This window comes from Phytobacter sp. RSE-02, from assembly GCF_040578655.1.
In the GTDB taxonomy this organism is placed as follows: domain Bacteria; phylum Pseudomonadota; class Gammaproteobacteria; order Enterobacterales; family Enterobacteriaceae; genus Phytobacter; species Phytobacter diazotrophicus.
Genome location: NZ_JBEULY010000002.1, coordinates 206,035 through 220,434 on the forward strand (window position 1 = coordinate 206,035; position 14,400 = coordinate 220,434).

Consider the following 14,400-nt stretch of genomic DNA (forward strand, 5'->3'; position numbering starts at 1 on the left):
CTGTCTGCTTCATTAAAGTCTGCCTGTGGCCTGCGTCGCGCAGGCCTGGCAAGAAAAATCATCCCACAACGACGAACTGAATTTCTTTCGGTGAGCAGCCGTTAATCGGCACGATGTCCTGTGGACAGGCGGACATCACGACCACGCAATCCAGCTCGGCACGAATCTCTACATAATCACCTGCTTTACTGACGGTGGGCAACCAGGAAATAGAATAATCAGGATTTACCGGCGTGTTCATCCATAAATTGAGCGGTTGTGGCACTTCGCGGGCGCGCAGACCAATCGCATTGAGCGCCATACGCATATTATCGGCGCAGCTATCGTGGTACTCCGTAATGCCCATGTTGGTGTAACGGTAGAGATCGCAGGCGGCAATCAGCGTGTCATGCACACCCGGTGAGGTATCGGTCAGCAGCGTCGCGATGGCGCGACGTTGGTTGGTCACCAGCACATCACCCGGCTGCGGGATGATTTTGTCGATAAAAGCACGGGTGTGCTCCATAGAGGCAAATTCGCTGAGATCGCTGCTGTTAAAAAACCATGTATCGCACACCTGGCTGCCAGGGGTGTTGATGATCTTAATCACCTGCCCTTTTTTCAGTAAAACGGCGCGTCCGCAGCGGGGTGGAATGGTATAAAGCTCATTGAATACTGGCGCGCCATCGGCTGAAATCGGCGAGGTTGCCGTCGGGTTGGTCCCCAGCGCATCGCCATTGTCTTTCTCGCAGCAGGTTGGGTAATGTGCAGTTGCAGTCATGATTTAACTCCTTCAAATGATTGGGATAGCTCAGTCAGCGCGCAGGCCAGCGTGCGGGCGCCTGCCGCCAGTGAGCGAGGATCGGTATATTCAGCCGGGTTATGGCTAATGCCTTGATGGCTGGGGACAAAAAGCATACTGGTCGGACAGTGTTCGGCCAGATACATGGCGTCGTGAAACGCACCAGACAGCAGCTCCATATGAGCGATATCCAGCGCATTTCCGGCCGCTTGCAGAGTGTGATTGATACCGGCGTCAAAGGTGACCGGCGCTTTGTTCAATAAAGGCTCGACGGTGACATGTTCACTCGAAAGCGAGCTCATCAGCGCATCGAGCTGTGCCAGTTTTTCCGTCGATGGATGACGAAAATCGAGGGTAAAACGCACGCATGACGGGATGGTGTTGATGGCATTCGGCGTGACCTGCCAGCGGCCAAACGTCAGACGCAACGCGTCATCTGTTGCATCACTCATTGCCTGCTCAATGTAAACAAGCTGCTCGCGGGCCAGAGTCATCGCATCCTGGCGCAGTGTCATCGGCGTGGTCCCGGCATGGGCCGATACCCCATGGCAGGTAACCTGATACCAGCGCACGCCCTGAATGCCTTTAACAACAGCCAGCGGCAAATTCCGGTTTTCCAGCACCGGGCCTTGCTCGATATGTAACTCCACGAAGCAGGCCATTTCGCGGTCAGGACGCGACGGGATCGACGCAAAGCGCGTCTGATGCTGTGCCAGCGCGTCGCGAAACGACACGCCATCCACGCCCATCACGCCAAGGTGATCGGACAATCTCGCCGGGTCGACGAAGGCGCTGGATCCCATAGCTCCCGGCGCGAAGCGACTGCCCTCTTCGTTGGTCCAGATAACCACTTCGATCGGACGCCCGGTGATAACCTGCGCGTCATTGAGCGCTTTCAGGCACACCAGCCCGGCTATCACACCGTAGCAACCGTCGTAGTTGCCACCGGATGGCTGCGTATCGATATGGCTGCCGGTAACGACGGGCGAAACGGCTAATCGCCCCGGACGGCGGAAGAATAAATTGGCGGCGGCGTCGCGATAGACTTCGCAACCGAGTTCGCAGGCGAGATCAATAATCCACGCCCGTGCATCCAGTTCCACCTCGCTCAGCGCCTGGCGATCCACGCCGCCATTCGCTAACTTGCCAAATTCCGCCAGTTGCGCCAGCAACTGATTCAGCCACGCCTCGTCAACCTGGCGGGCGACCCGTAAGCTTGTTTCCATCATGGTAATTTCTCCAGCTCTTCGGGTTGTAGCGGCCTGCGAAACAGCGGTGCGAGGAAGCTTTTCAGACGCTCGCTTTTCGGCTGTGTGAACATCTGGCGCGGCGTACCGCTTTCAATAATGTGACCATCGGCCATGAACACCAGCCGTGACGAGATATGGGCGGCAAACGCCATCTCATGGGTGACCATCACCATGGTCATGCCCTGTCCGGCAAGGCTTCGGATAACATCCAGCACCTCTTCTACACGTTCCGGGTCGAGCGCCGAAGTGGGCTCATCAAGCAGCAAGAGTTCCGGGTTCAGGGCCAGTGCGCGGGCAATGCCTACCCGCTGTTGCTGACCACCGGACAACCTCGCCGGCCAGTCATCGGCTTTTTGCGCCATCCCGACACGTCCCAGCGCGGCCATTGCCGCCGCTTTTGCCGCCTGGCGCGACATCTTTTTGCCCAGCACCAGCGGTGCGGCGACATTCTCCAGCACCGTCATATGCGGCCAGAGATTGAATTGCTGGAACACCATCGACAGTGGCCTGCGCACGTCGGCAATCAGGCTGGCGCTGTCGACATGGGCGGGTCCTCGCTGTGTCCCGGAATAACCGAGCAACTGCCCTTTAATCAGCACGTCGCCTTTGTCATAGGCTTCGAGAAAATTCATGCAACGCAGCGCGGTCGTTTTCCCGGAACCGGACGGGCCAATCAGGGTGACTATCTCACCGTGATCGACGCGTAAATTGATGTCATTCAGCACTACATGGTTTGCGAATGACTTACCTACATGGCGCATTTCGAGCACCGGCGCAGAGGTATTGCTCACGTTATTCTCCGGTTCGTAGTACATGACTCAGTGTTCTTACGCTCAGGCTGACACCCTGGGCCAGCAGCCAGTAGCTGATGATCAGCAGGGTGTAAGGCAGGATATAGCTGTAGGTATTGGCCACAATCTGACTCGTCGTCATGGTCAATTCCGGGACGGTAATGATTGACGCGATGGCGCTCTCTTTAATGGTCAGAATGAACTGATTACCCAACAGCGGTAGCGCAAAACGAACGGCCTGCGGCATCTGGATATGCCAGAAACAGCGGCGCGTAGAGATAGTGTTGGCGAGTGCCGCCTCGCGCTGCCCCGGCGGGATGCTGTTCCACGCGGTGCGAAAAATTTCACTGAAATAGGCGGCGCTATACAGCGTCAGCGACAGCAGCGTGGCCTCCGTCGCGCTCAGCATGATGCCAACAGACGGCAGGCCAAAGTAAATGACGGCAAGCTGTGCCAGAAACGGCGTGCCACGGATAGCCCAGACGTAAACGCGCCACAGGCGAAACATCAGGCCGCGTCGGCCACAGAGCCCATTGATGGCAAACCCCAACAACATGCCGCCGAACGCGGCACACAGGCTTAGACACAGCGTTACCCCCAGCGCCTGAACGTAGGCAGGCAGGTATTGTGCGAGTTCCGTCATCGTTGTTCCCTCTGCCAGTGGCGTTCCGCCTGGCGGCCCAACAGCGCCAGCAGGCTGGTCAGCAGTAAGTAGACCAGGGCGACGGCCAGATAGACCTGCAACGGCTGGTAGGTGGACGACGCCAGTTGCTGCCCCACACGCATCAGGTCGGTCAGCGCAATTACCGACACCACCGCCGAGGCTTTGATCACATCAATCAGTTCGGAAATCAGCGACGGCAGCGTTGTCCGGATAACCTGCGGCACCTGAATACGCCATAAAATCTGTCGGGGACTCAGCCCGCAAATGGCGGCGGCTTCCAGTTGGCCGGGGTGAATACTGGCGAAACCACTTTTGAGAATTTGCGATTGCCAGGCGGCTGTATTCAGCGTTAAGGCCAGCGCGGCGGCCACAAAGCCGGGAATGTTGAGGCCCAACTGCGACGGCAAATAAAAGCAGAGCAGCAACTGCACCAGCACCGGGGTTCCCCGGAACAGACTGACCCATCCATGGGCCGTCATACGGTAAATCCGTAACGGGCTTGTCGACATCTGCCATACCCCAATACCCACCAGAAAACCGGCGACCATCGCCGTCAGGCACAGCGCCGCTGTCGTGAGCGCCCCTTGCGCCAGCATGGGAAGCCAGTGGATAAAGCGCGTTATGAAATCCGTCATCGTTGACTGCTCACAGTGCCGGTTCAGGCATTTCTGTCGCCGGAACGGTCATCGTGAAGCCGAACCATTTCTGTTGCAGTTCCTTCATTGTGCCATCGCGGTTGGCTTCGATAATCCCGTCGCTGATAAGCTTGACCAGGGAGGCGCTGTCGGCATCTTTACGCCCTACCCAACCAAAAAAGGTTTGTGGCCCGATCATCTCCGGGAGCGTGGCAAACACGCCGGGACGGGTTTTGATTAACGGTCCCAGGTTTGAGAGCGACTGGGCAACGCCATCAAGTCGGCGAGACGCCAGGTCAGCATAGGCTTCATCAAACGCCACATACTGTTTGATCTCTTTAATGCCCGGTTTGCCGCTCGCGCGCAGCGCCTGGTCGAAGGATTGCAGCACCTGCAACTGACCGGAACCGGCCTGTGAACCCACGACTTTGCCGCTCAGGTCATCCGGGGTTTTGATGGCGTCGTCTCCCGCCCTTTTGAGCAGGGCAACGGTGGATTCCGCTACCGGTGCGGTAAAGCCGAAGTGTTCAATACGCTGTTTATTGACGGTAACGGCAGTGACCACGAAATCGAATTTCTTCGCATCCAGCCCTGGCAGGATGCCCTGGAAAGGCAGGTCCAGTTGTTTCACCTTCACGCCCGGCAATGATTTCGCAAGAATATGGTTCATCAGGTCAACGTCGTAGCCGACGATCTTTCCGTTATCGACATACTCAAAGGGGGCATATCGCGCTTCCGTGGCAACGGAGATCTCTTTGGTCTCTTTAATTCTTTCAAGCAGATCGGCGCTAAACGCCTGGGCGCAAAAAAGGCTGGCGGATACCAGTGTCAGACAGGCAGGTAAAGTCAAACGGGTCAGTGTCATGGCGTGCTCTCTGAAAGTAATTTGAACATCAGTAAAGTTACTTGAACGATATTAGAGAAGCATGAAACATGCCAACTGAGTCAGTGGCAACGATAAATTTCATAGGTTTTTGAAAAATAAGCGATATCTTACAGAGGTGTTACGCAGGCGCGATCCCTGTCGGCTGTCAGGGATCGACATGTGCACATTTGGTGTGCACGGGCATGGTGCTTTTGCTGCTTAAAAAGAGTGCAATGCGCGTTATCGAAAACGTGAAATCAGCCTGGCTGACGATGTGATTTTTCCCGTAACGCCAGCGCTTCATGGCGCTGTATGAAGTCATTTTTGAGCTGGCTGTAGCGCTCAGACAGGTTTCCACTGTGTTCTGCCGCCTCGCGATTTACCCTTTCGTATTCCTGAGCAATATCGCTGTGCTGGCGCAAATAATCACGAAATGCCAGATGTCGTACCGTGTGCTGGCTGCCCAGCTCAAAGGCATGAAGATGATGAGTTCGTTGATTCTCGCCTTTTACAAAATAGCGCCTGCCTGGGATGCCATACTCACCTCGCGGCGTATAACCCGCCTGGCGCAGGGTGTCGTTATATTTATCCAGCAGATGTAGCGAGGTCACTTCCAGCAGTATATCGATGATGGGTTTGGCCGCAAGGCCGGGAACGGCCGTACTGCCAATATGGTGGATAGCGACAGGTATATCTGATAACACGCGTTGTAATAGTAACGCTTCTTTCTGATAGCGCTCGGGCCAGGTGGCATCACTTTGCTCGATAGAAATACGGCGCCCGGTCATCTTGTTCCCCTTAAGAGATACGACGGTTTACTGCCTGATGGTGAAGACTGGGTTGCTGGTCTTTCAGGCTGAATATTCATTGCTCTCCGCGCTGGCGGTAGAGACAATCCAGTCGCGGAATTTACGACTCATTTTTTGGAGCAGCGCCGATTCGTCATAGACCAGATAATAGGCCAGTAGCGAATCAATGGCGACGCGCAACGGGTTGATCAAAAGCCCTTTTTTCAATTCATCACGAATAAGGGTACTTCGAATAAGCGCAATCCCTTTCCCGGCAATCGCCGCTTCCAGTACGCCATTCGAGTCAACAAATACCGGCCCTTTTTCCTCAATGGCATGCGCAATTCCGGCCGCCTTAAACCAGACGGCCCAGTCCATGCGATGCTCATCATGCAGCAATGTGAATTGGGTCAGGTCCAGCAGCGAGGTAAGTGTTTGTCCATCGGGAATAAGCCGCGGACTGCATACCGGAAGAAGACGATCGTTAATCAGGCACTCCGCCTCCAGGCCCGGATAGTGCCCGGAGCCGTGTCTGATAGCAAAATCAATCCCTTCGGTTAACAAATCCACTTGACGATTCGTGGTACTGATTTGCACCTCAACGCCTGGATTCTGCCTCTCAAACGCTGGCAGGCGCGGCAGCAGCCACTGAATAGCAAAGCCACTGGTACAACTGACGGTAATGCTGTTTTGCTTCTCGTCATCCATCAGACGCTGCGTCGCTTCGGATATCTGATCAAAAGCCGGACGGATAGCGCGTAAATAAATGCGCCCTTCTGTTGTCAATTCCAGCGCCCGCGCGCCACGGATGAACAAGCGTGAATGCAGCATCTCTTCGAGTTTGGACACTTGTTGGCTCACGGCGCTGGGGGTAACACATAATTCCTCGGCGGCCCGCTTAACACTCATGTGTCTTGCCGCAGATTCAAAGCACATAAGCGCATGTAAAGGTGGCAATTTCATCGTCGCGTCAATTCCATGATTTAGGAAAACTTAATTATAGAAGAAATCCTTGCTTGTCATGGCTCTGGCTAACGTTTTAGTTTTTCTGCCACCTTCTGATGAAACAAACAGGTATCACATGCGCCCTTCTGATTACGCAAGACTCTTCCTGCTGGCCGCCATTTGGGGGGCCAGTTTCCTGTTTATGCGCATTGCCGCACCCGAATTCGGCGCCGTCACGACCGCCTTTCTTCGCGTATTGTTGGGTGTTATCGGTCTTGCCGCCATTCTGGTCATGATGAAATCTCCCTTTCGCTTTGAGCAAAAATTTGGCGTGGCACTGCTGCTCGGGGTGATGAATTCTGGCCTGCCTTTTCTGATGTATTGCCTGGCGGCAACGCGTTTACCGGCGGGCTATTCTGCGATCCTCAATGCCACCACCCCCTTGATGGGTGCGTTGATCGGCTGCTTCTTTTTTGGCGAGACGCTGACACTACGTAAATGGGGAGGCGTGGTTTCAGGCATTGTCGGCATTATGATCATCACGACGACAGGTAAAACAGACGTGACCGCAAGCGTAGTCACAGGCGTTATCGCCTGCCTTGTCGCCACAGCCTGTTACGGACTGGCCGGTTTTCTGACGCGCCGCTGGATAAGCCAGCGCGGTGGGCTGGATCCGAAAATGGTCGCCTTCGGCAGCCAGCTCGGCGCCACGCTGTTTCTCTTGCCCTTCTTTGCCTGGTCGGTCGGTCGCGGCCCTGCCATTGGCTGGCTCCAGGGCAATGTCTGGGCAAGTGTTATCGCACTTGGACTCATTTGCACCGCGGTGGCCTACATTCTCTATTTCCGGCTGATTGCCGATATTGGCCCGCTGCGCTCATTAACTGTCACTTTTTTAATTCCCCCTTTTGCCGTGTTGTGGGGCTACCTCGTACTGGGGGAAACCCTGAGTGAAGGTTTTGGCATCGGGGCACTGATCATCTGTCTTGCGGTCTGGATGATTGTCAGCCCAGGCAAAAGCGCCACGCAGTAAAGTTTCAGGCTTTATCGACAGGCGCTAAGCAGGTACGGAAAAACGCATGTGTTTTTTCCGTCAACGCCGCCGATTGGGTAATATTTTTCCATACGCTGTTATGCCCGGCATTCGGGACAACAAAGAGCGTTTTCCAGAGCGCCTCCATTGCCGCATTATGCAATTTCGCAGGGATTTCTTGTGGTATGACTTCATCGCGCTCTGCGGCGACAATCAGTATCTTCCCTCTGAAACCGGCAAGCAGCGGCCAGGCATCCGAGTCCTGCCAGCTCTTTTCCTGGCGGATTATCTGTGAAAAGGCCGGGCCGAAGTTTACCGTTGCGGCCACGGGGGTATAGACACCGGGCACGAGAAGAATGAGCGAGCGAAAATCCAGCCGCGCACTGAGTTGTATGGCGTTATACGCCCCCATACTGGAGCCAAGACAGCCGGTGAGCGGCACATTGTGATGCGCGATGACCGCCAGCGCCTGCCGGGTGCGGCTTTCCAGCGAGGACTCACTCATCGAACCTGTCGATGCGCCATGTCCGAGGCAGTCAAAAACGGTGGTCCCGTAGCCCATTTCATCGAGTAGCTGGCGGTAATGGGCGAAGACCTCCCTGTCTTTCGAACCGCCGTGGATCATTAATACGTGACCATTGCTGCCATAAGAGGAGTCGGCACGCAGGGTATGCCCGGCAAAGGGAACGTCAAAATACTCTCTGTTTATCATCTGTTTATGCCTGGATAGGTGAGCACGTCAGGCCGAGGCCGCAGCGAATAAGCCCGGCGTGGTGCCAAAGTGTGCGCGGAAGTGTTTTATCAGATGGCTTTGATCGAAGAAACCGACATCGCTGGCGACCTGCGACGCGCTGATACCACGGGAAAGCAGCCCTTTTGCTCTGACCAGGCGAATCTGCGTCAGATACTGGTGCACTGACAGACCGGTCATGGCCTGGAAAGTACGCATAAAATAAAACTCGCTTAAGCCCGCGACGGTCGCAATCTCTTTCACGGTCAGCGTCTGCGCGTAACTGCTATGCAGAAATTCAATGGCTTTGCGGATGTCGGCGCGCATCACATCCTGACGTGCACCTTTGACTGTCCGTTCACCATAATTGCCAATGAGAATATTGAGTATCTGGTACATCACGCACGCTTTTTCCAGCGGGTCATCACTGGCATTGAGCACCTGGGCGGCATGTAGCATTCGTCGGGCAATCCGCGGGTCGTGTCGCATGCCCTCGGTACCAAAATTGACGTCTCCTCGCCCTTTCAGCACGGTTTCTGCGACATCATTGATCAGGCTTTGCGACGGATAGAACGCGCAATAATCCCAGCCTTCATCGCGCTGCACCGCCTCGCCAGTGTGCACTTCGCCTGGCATAATCACCATTACCGTTCCCGCCGCCGCGATCCCTTTTTGTCGGCATATTCGGGTGCGCTGGGCGCCACGGGCAAACGCTGCAATCACAAACTCGTCATGGAAATGCGGCGGATAACTGTGCTCATAACATGAGGCCCGCAGGATCTCCATTCCTCCGTGCAGTTCATTATCACGCCACAACTTGATGTCATCCCGTCTGTTTTGCGTCACGTCTTCGTTCTCCCGCCCTCTCTACCGCCATTTTTTATAAATGCGCAGGATTTTACTATCGCGATTTTTCAGGATCCTTAAGATTGCACATTCAGACAAGAAAGAAAGGGAAAAGTGATGTTGATGAAGAGTGACGCCATGCGCAAGGATGACCCTACAGCCCTGTTTCGTGGCGGTGTTGCCGCTTGCCTGCCAACCATCCCCGGCTACTGGAGTATCGGTTTCGCCGCCGGTGCTATCGGCACGTTGTCCGGGTTTACCGTCTGGCAAACGGCGTTTCTGGCGACCGCACTTTATACCGGCTCGGCCCAGTTTTTGTTTTACTCGCTCTGGGCTGCGGGGGCAGAAATGGCTTCGGTGGTGCTGAGCGTGTTCCTGGTGAATCTACGCTACCTGCTGATGAGCTCGGCAATGAGCGTGTTCTTCCGCGAGCAGACAACGCTGCAGAAAATCGTGAGTGGCTTACTGTTGACCGATGAAACCTTCGGCGTGGCGGTTCAGCGCGGCGGCCATCAGGGAACGGTGCCCTTTGCCTGGATGTTTGGGCTTAATCTGGCCGCGTGGCTGAACTGGATCCTCGCTTGTGTGGTGGGCGGATGCCTGGCCTCTGCGCTGCCACCTGCATTAATGGAAGGATTAAGTTTCAGTCTGGTATCGATGTTTATCGGTCTGGTGCTGATGATTTGGTTCGCCAGTCGGCAGAAAAAACTCGAAACGTTCAGCGTGGCAATAGCGGTACTCGTTACGCTCTTTGCCGCCGGTCATATGGAGTTAAGTGTCATTGTGATTGTCGCCGCTTCTCTGTCGGCAACACTGGCTACGGTATTGTTGCGCGCGACGCAGAAAGGAGCGAAATAAGATGGAGCGAAATATTTTACTGACGATTACGATCGCGGCCCTGGTGACGGCGCTGATGCGCACGGTGCCGATTTTACTGCTTTCCCGCTTTCGTCTGGCTCCGGTCGTTCAGCAGTGGCTGGGTTTTATTCCCGCCGCCATTATGGCTGCCATTATTGCGGCGGAACTTATCGAAAAACCGGCCCTGACCAGCAACGGAATAAGCATATCGTTACTGGCGGCTGCCATCGCCGCCCTTACCGGGATTATCACGCGTGGGCTTTTTGCCACCGTTATTGCCGGGATGGTAGCTTATTCAGGCCTGCGCTATTTTTTCGGCCTGTAGTCACAGACTGATGCTGTAACGGACGACATCGCCCAGTTCCGCAACCTGATCATACAGTTTTCGGGCTGGGTTGTTCGTCCGGGTCACCCAGTAGAGTTTTGCCCAGCCGCTTTTTTCACCCTCCTGACGAATTGCCTCAATCAGCGCTCGCCCCGCACCGCGACCGCGCAGTTGTGCATCCACATAAAGGTCTTCCAGATAACAGATGGGCTTCGTGACCCAGGTACCTTCATGCATGACGCACAGGGCAAAACCCACCAGTTGACCATCCATAACGGCGACACGGCATAATAGTGTGGATTCGGGGGAATGAATGCGCGCCCAGGTGGCGCGCGTAACGGCATCACTTAGCGTGCTGCCCGCAAAATCAAGATAGCCCTGCCACAGCACTGACCACACAGCATAATCGTCAGGTCTGGCCTCGCGTACTTCCACGTCCATTTTTTATCCTTTTGAAATATCACGCGAGGAGCGATAGTACGCCTGTTTTTCCCTGCAAGACAGTTCAGTTTTCCGGTAGCAGGCGTTGGCATACGTCACGTACAAACGTCCGTAACCAACGGTGCGCCGGGTCGCCTTCTGTTCGGGGGTGCCACAGTAACGATACGGTGATCCCGCGTGTTTTCACCGGCAGTTCGAATACCGACAGATCGGCGACCGCCGACCGATTAATGAGAAACGAAGCCGGAACCAGCGCCACCAAATCCGTCGCCCGGGCCACAGCCAGCGCAGCGGGAAAACCGGGAACGAGGGCTGCCACTTTGCGCGTAAGGCCGACCTCTGCCAGTGCATCATCTACCGGGCCGGAAAGTGTTCCCCGGCGCGAGGCCACGACATGCTTCCATTCACTATAATGTGACGTTGTCACTTCTTTAAGCTGGGTCAGCGGATGCCCTTTTCGCACCACGCCGACGAACCTGTCGCGAAACAGCGCCTGGACGCGGATCTCCGGCCCCATCTCACCAAGCACGCCTATCTCAAGATCCACCAGCCCTTCACGTAAAGGGTGCGGCGTTTTCTCCGGCTTTGCGGCAAAACGCAGGGTGATACCCGGTGCTATGGCCGCGGCTTCGGCAACCAGTGCCGGGCCGAACACCTCCACAAAGCCGTCGTTGGCACGCAGGGTAAAAAGCTGTTCATGGGTGCTGATGTTCAGCTCGGTCTGTGCCGGGCGCAGTAACGCGCGGGTTTCGAAAACCGCGTTTTGCGTACGCGCGCGGATCCCTTCGGCATAGGGCGTTAACACCATGTTGCGCCCTGCCCGCACCAGTAAGGGATCGCCGGTGGTCTCCCGCAGGCGACCGAGCGTGCGGCTCATCGCCGAGGCACTCAGCCCCAGATGGCGTGCCGCACCCGCAACACTTTTTTCAGCAAGCAGAACGTCCAGTGCAAACAGAAGGTTCAGATCGGGTTCGGTCATCATATGTCCTGTATTGAGATAAGGCGTTTGGTGCAGGTTATAAGTGCAAATGCTGCGTCTTCCGCCCTGTATATCCAGTCATTATAGTGACCTCTCGCATCTATTTCGCAGAGGTTTTTTATGCATTTGTTCTCTGACCAGCCGGGTGATGAAGGACTGCCGGGACACGAACGCCGTCTGGCGATGGTGGCGGTAATGACCAGCACCACGATGGCTGTTTTTGACGGCTCGATGGTCAATATCGCCCTGCCACAAATTGCCCGTGTGCTTGAGGTTTCCTCCGGCGATGCGGTGTGGGTTGCCAATGGCTATCTGTTATCCGCCGCCATGACGCTGGCCATTTTCGCCGCACTGGCTCCCCGGACGGGCTTTCGTGCCCTCTTTGCCGCCGGGATAAGCCTTTTTACGCTGGCGTCTGTGGGCTGTGCGCTGTCGACCTCACTGGAGATGCTGGTGGCGATGCGACTGTTGCAGGGCATTGGCGGTGCCGCGACATTGAGTATTGCGCCTGCTATTTTGCGCTCCATTTTCCCTGGCCGTTTACTGGGGCGGATCCTGGGGATCCACGCCCTGCTCATCGCCGCCAATACGGCCATCGCCCCGGTGATCGGCGGTGCCTTACTTTCCTCCCTCGGCTGGCAATGGTTGTTCGCGATAAATCTCCCTTTTGGTGTCATCGCCCTGTTACTGACGCTGCGCGTGGTGCCTGTCCATCGCGGTATCATTCGCGGGCGCTTTGATGTTGCCGGCGCCCTCTTTTCAGCCATCATGCTGGGCGCCGTGATCATGGCCTCAAACGCCTTCTCGCGGCCCGGTGAAACCGGGGGCTCGCTATTAACCCCGGCACTCTACGGGCTTGTTGCCGTTGTCTCGGGTATCGCTTTTGTTTACCGTCAGCGCCGGGCGGCAGAACCTTTACTGCCACTTACGCTTTTTGCCTCTGCCCGCTTCTCTCTGGCCGCCTTAACCTCGCTCGCGTCGTTCGTCAGCCAGGGGATGACCTTCGTTGCGCTGTCGTTTCTGTTTCAGAGCGTTTATGGCTACAGCGCGTTTACTTCTGCGCTGCTTTTTACCGCCTGGCCTGTCGGGATTGTGCTGGTTGCTCCCCACGCCGGACGGCTGGCCGATCGCTATGCTCCGGCCGTTATTTCCACTGCCGGATTATGCCTCTTTGGCGTCGGGCTCCTGTTGTTAGCGCTGTTGCCGGAAAACGCGCCGGTGTGGGATATCAGCCTGCGTGGTCTGGTATGTGGGATAGGGTTTGGGTGTTTTCAAAGCCCCAATAACCGGGAGATGCTGGCCAGCGCCTCCCGGGAACACAGCAGCTATGCGTCGGGTATTCTCGCTATCATGCGCACGTTTGGTCAGTGTATGGGGGCGGCTTTTATTGGCGTGATTTTGTCAGTTTACGCGCCGTCAGGCACGCTGCCCCAGGAGGCGTTCGCGGTCCGTCTGGGGTTGTGGCTGGCGGCGGGCGCGACGCTACTGGCGATCGTGGTGAGCGTCAGTCGTTTAAAAACCCGGCCCGCAATGTAAGTCAGACCTGAAATGCCGTTCGCAGAAGAGGCTGAACGGCATTTTTGATGCTCAGTCTGTTGCGTTATTACACTGCTCAGGTCTCTGGATAAAACTCTCAAGCGCACGCTTTTGCTTCCCTTTGCTATCGAAATTTTCCCGCTTAAGCCAGGCTTCGAGCGCTGCACGCAGCGGAGGCCATTCACTGTCGATAATGGATAGCCAGTCGGTATCGCGATTGCGCTGCTTGCGGGTCATCACCTGGCGAAAACGGCCTTCAAACGTGAACCCGATGCGCTCAGCGGCGCGTCGTGAAACGATATTCGTTGAGTCGCAGCGCCATGCCACCCGGCGATAACCCAGCGCGAAGGCCTGACTCAGCAATAAATAGAGCGCTTCTGTACCCATCACGTTGCGTTGCATCAGCGCAGACCAGGTCACATGGCCGATTTCAATGGCCCCGTTAACGGTATCAATCGCACTCCAGCACACCACGCCACAGGCACGATTATCGGTACAGTTGATGACGGCATACGGCACCAGGCTGTCATCCGCGATTTTGTGAGCGATCCAGGCGGCCATCTCTTCGCGCGTCTGTGGTTTATTTGCTCCCAGCCATGTCCAGTCCCGATCATCTTCTGCCAGCGAAAAAGCCTGGAAAAGCGCATCGCAATGGTTTGAGTCGAGGGGCGCTAACTGGCAGTACTGGCCGGGAAGCGCGACGCGTGCAGGTTTGGCAACGGGTTGCCAGTCTGGCAGCGCAAAACCGACCTGCTAACCATACTGGTTGATTTGCGTGGTGTTCGTCATCAGTGACATCCTTGATTAAGCGACAGATTTTTACCTTATCTTTCATCTTTTTATCGCGGCGTGCATTAACGATTACGGCATACTGTTAATAATGGCGCAATATTGCTCGATGATTATGTCGCCCTTCTGATGCCGGGTCTGGAGAAC

At 55.8% G+C, this 14,400-nt stretch carries 17 protein-coding genes; 4 read left to right on the forward strand and 13 right to left on the reverse strand.

Annotation, left to right across the window (positions count from 1 at the left end; translation table 11 throughout):
- Positions 1–58: 58 nt before the first annotated feature.
- The 8 genes from ABU190_RS04625 to gcvA all read right to left on the reverse strand — a co-directional run bounded on the left by ABU190_RS04625 (position 59) and on the right by gcvA (position 6,737).
- Entirely contained in the window at positions 59–760 is a 702-nt protein-coding gene (locus ABU190_RS04625; protein ID WP_039079026.1) for an urea carboxylase-associated family protein, read from the reverse strand.
- Entirely contained in the window at positions 757–2,010 is a 1,254-nt protein-coding gene (locus tag ABU190_RS04630; RefSeq protein ID WP_354690544.1) for a M20 family metallo-hydrolase, read from the reverse strand. Before ABU190_RS04630 ends, ABU190_RS04625 begins: the two co-directional genes overlap by 4 nt.
- A complete protein-coding gene (locus ABU190_RS04635; protein WP_354690545.1) occupies positions 2,007–2,846 on the reverse strand; it encodes an amino acid ABC transporter ATP-binding protein in 840 nt (279 codons plus the stop codon). The genes ABU190_RS04630 and ABU190_RS04635 overlap by 4 nt, the downstream gene beginning before the upstream one ends.
- Positions 2,824–3,465, reverse strand: coding sequence for an amino acid ABC transporter permease (locus ABU190_RS04640; protein WP_354690546.1), 642 nt, complete (start codon positions 3,463–3,465; stop codon positions 2,824–2,826). The genes ABU190_RS04635 and ABU190_RS04640 overlap by 23 nt, the downstream gene beginning before the upstream one ends.
- Positions 3,462–4,121, reverse strand: a complete 660-nt coding sequence (locus tag ABU190_RS04645) for an amino acid ABC transporter permease (RefSeq protein ID WP_107222702.1) — start codon at positions 4,119–4,121, stop codon at positions 3,462–3,464. The genes ABU190_RS04640 and ABU190_RS04645 overlap by 4 nt, the downstream gene beginning before the upstream one ends.
- A 10-nt stretch (positions 4,122–4,131) precedes the next feature.
- Positions 4,132–4,986, reverse strand: a complete 855-nt coding sequence (locus tag ABU190_RS04650; RefSeq protein WP_354690547.1) for a transporter substrate-binding domain-containing protein — start codon at positions 4,984–4,986, stop codon at positions 4,132–4,134.
- Positions 4,987–5,243: 257 nt separating this feature from the next.
- Complete coding sequence (locus ABU190_RS04655; protein WP_354690548.1) at positions 5,244–5,774, reverse strand: GrpB family protein; 531 nt, start codon at positions 5,772–5,774, stop codon at positions 5,244–5,246.
- Positions 5,775–5,837: 63 nt separating this feature from the next.
- Positions 5,838–6,737 (reverse strand): transcriptional regulator GcvA, encoded by a 900-nt coding sequence (gene gcvA, locus ABU190_RS04660; RefSeq protein WP_354690549.1) that lies wholly within the window; start codon positions 6,735–6,737, stop codon positions 5,838–5,840.
- Between the two features lie 118 nt (positions 6,738–6,855).
- Here gcvA and ABU190_RS04665 point away from each other — a divergent pair, with 118 nt between their 5' ends.
- On the forward strand, positions 6,856–7,749 hold the full coding sequence (locus ABU190_RS04665) for a DMT family transporter (RefSeq protein WP_354690550.1): 894 nt from the start codon (positions 6,856–6,858) through the stop codon (positions 7,747–7,749).
- A 4-nt stretch (positions 7,750–7,753) separates the two neighbouring features.
- Here the strand turns inward: ABU190_RS04665 and ABU190_RS04670 are convergent, their stop codons facing one another.
- Both ABU190_RS04670 and ABU190_RS04675 read right to left on the reverse strand, forming a co-directional pair.
- On the reverse strand, positions 7,754–8,461 hold the full coding sequence (locus ABU190_RS04670) for an alpha/beta hydrolase (RefSeq protein ID WP_354690551.1): 708 nt from the start codon (positions 8,459–8,461) through the stop codon (positions 7,754–7,756).
- Between the two features lie 27 nt (positions 8,462–8,488).
- The gene (locus ABU190_RS04675) at positions 8,489–9,325 is read right to left on the reverse strand and encodes an AraC family transcriptional regulator (protein WP_039079034.1); all 837 of its coding nucleotides are present in this window, start codon (positions 9,323–9,325) and stop codon (positions 8,489–8,491) included.
- Positions 9,326–9,442: 117 nt separating this feature from the next.
- Here ABU190_RS04675 and ABU190_RS04680 point away from each other — a divergent pair, with 117 nt between their 5' ends.
- Both ABU190_RS04680 and ABU190_RS04685 read left to right on the forward strand, forming a co-directional pair.
- On the forward strand, positions 9,443–10,183 hold the full coding sequence (locus ABU190_RS04680; protein WP_296416396.1) for an AzlC family ABC transporter permease: 741 nt from the start codon (positions 9,443–9,445) through the stop codon (positions 10,181–10,183).
- Between the two features lies 1 nt (position 10,184).
- The gene (locus ABU190_RS04685) at positions 10,185–10,508 is read left to right on the forward strand and encodes an AzlD domain-containing protein (protein ID WP_354690552.1); all 324 of its coding nucleotides are present in this window, start codon (positions 10,185–10,187) and stop codon (positions 10,506–10,508) included.
- On the opposite strand, the gene ABU190_RS04690 is transcribed toward ABU190_RS04685, so the two are convergent.
- Together ABU190_RS04690 and ABU190_RS04695 are read right to left on the reverse strand one after the other, a co-directional pair.
- Positions 10,509–10,949 carry a GNAT family N-acetyltransferase gene (locus ABU190_RS04690; protein WP_354690553.1) on the reverse strand — a complete coding sequence of 147 codons (441 nt, stop codon included), beginning with the start codon at positions 10,947–10,949 and terminating at the stop codon, positions 10,509–10,511.
- A gap of 64 nt (positions 10,950–11,013) precedes the next feature.
- Positions 11,014–11,928: a LysR family transcriptional regulator gene (locus ABU190_RS04695; RefSeq protein ID WP_354690808.1), complete on the reverse strand. Its 915-nt coding sequence runs from the start codon at positions 11,926–11,928 to the stop codon at positions 11,014–11,016.
- Positions 11,929–12,048: 120 nt separating this feature from the next.
- On the opposite strand from ABU190_RS04695, the gene ABU190_RS04700 reads away from it, so the two are divergent.
- Positions 12,049–13,464 (forward strand): MFS transporter, encoded by a 1,416-nt coding sequence (locus tag ABU190_RS04700; RefSeq protein WP_354690554.1) that lies wholly within the window; start codon positions 12,049–12,051, stop codon positions 13,462–13,464.
- 51 nt (positions 13,465–13,515) lie between these two features.
- Here the strand turns inward: ABU190_RS04700 and ABU190_RS04705 are convergent, their stop codons facing one another.
- Positions 13,516–14,202: a GNAT family protein gene (locus ABU190_RS04705; protein WP_354690809.1), complete on the reverse strand. Its 687-nt coding sequence runs from the start codon at positions 14,200–14,202 to the stop codon at positions 13,516–13,518.
- Positions 14,203–14,400 lie beyond the last annotated feature (198 nt).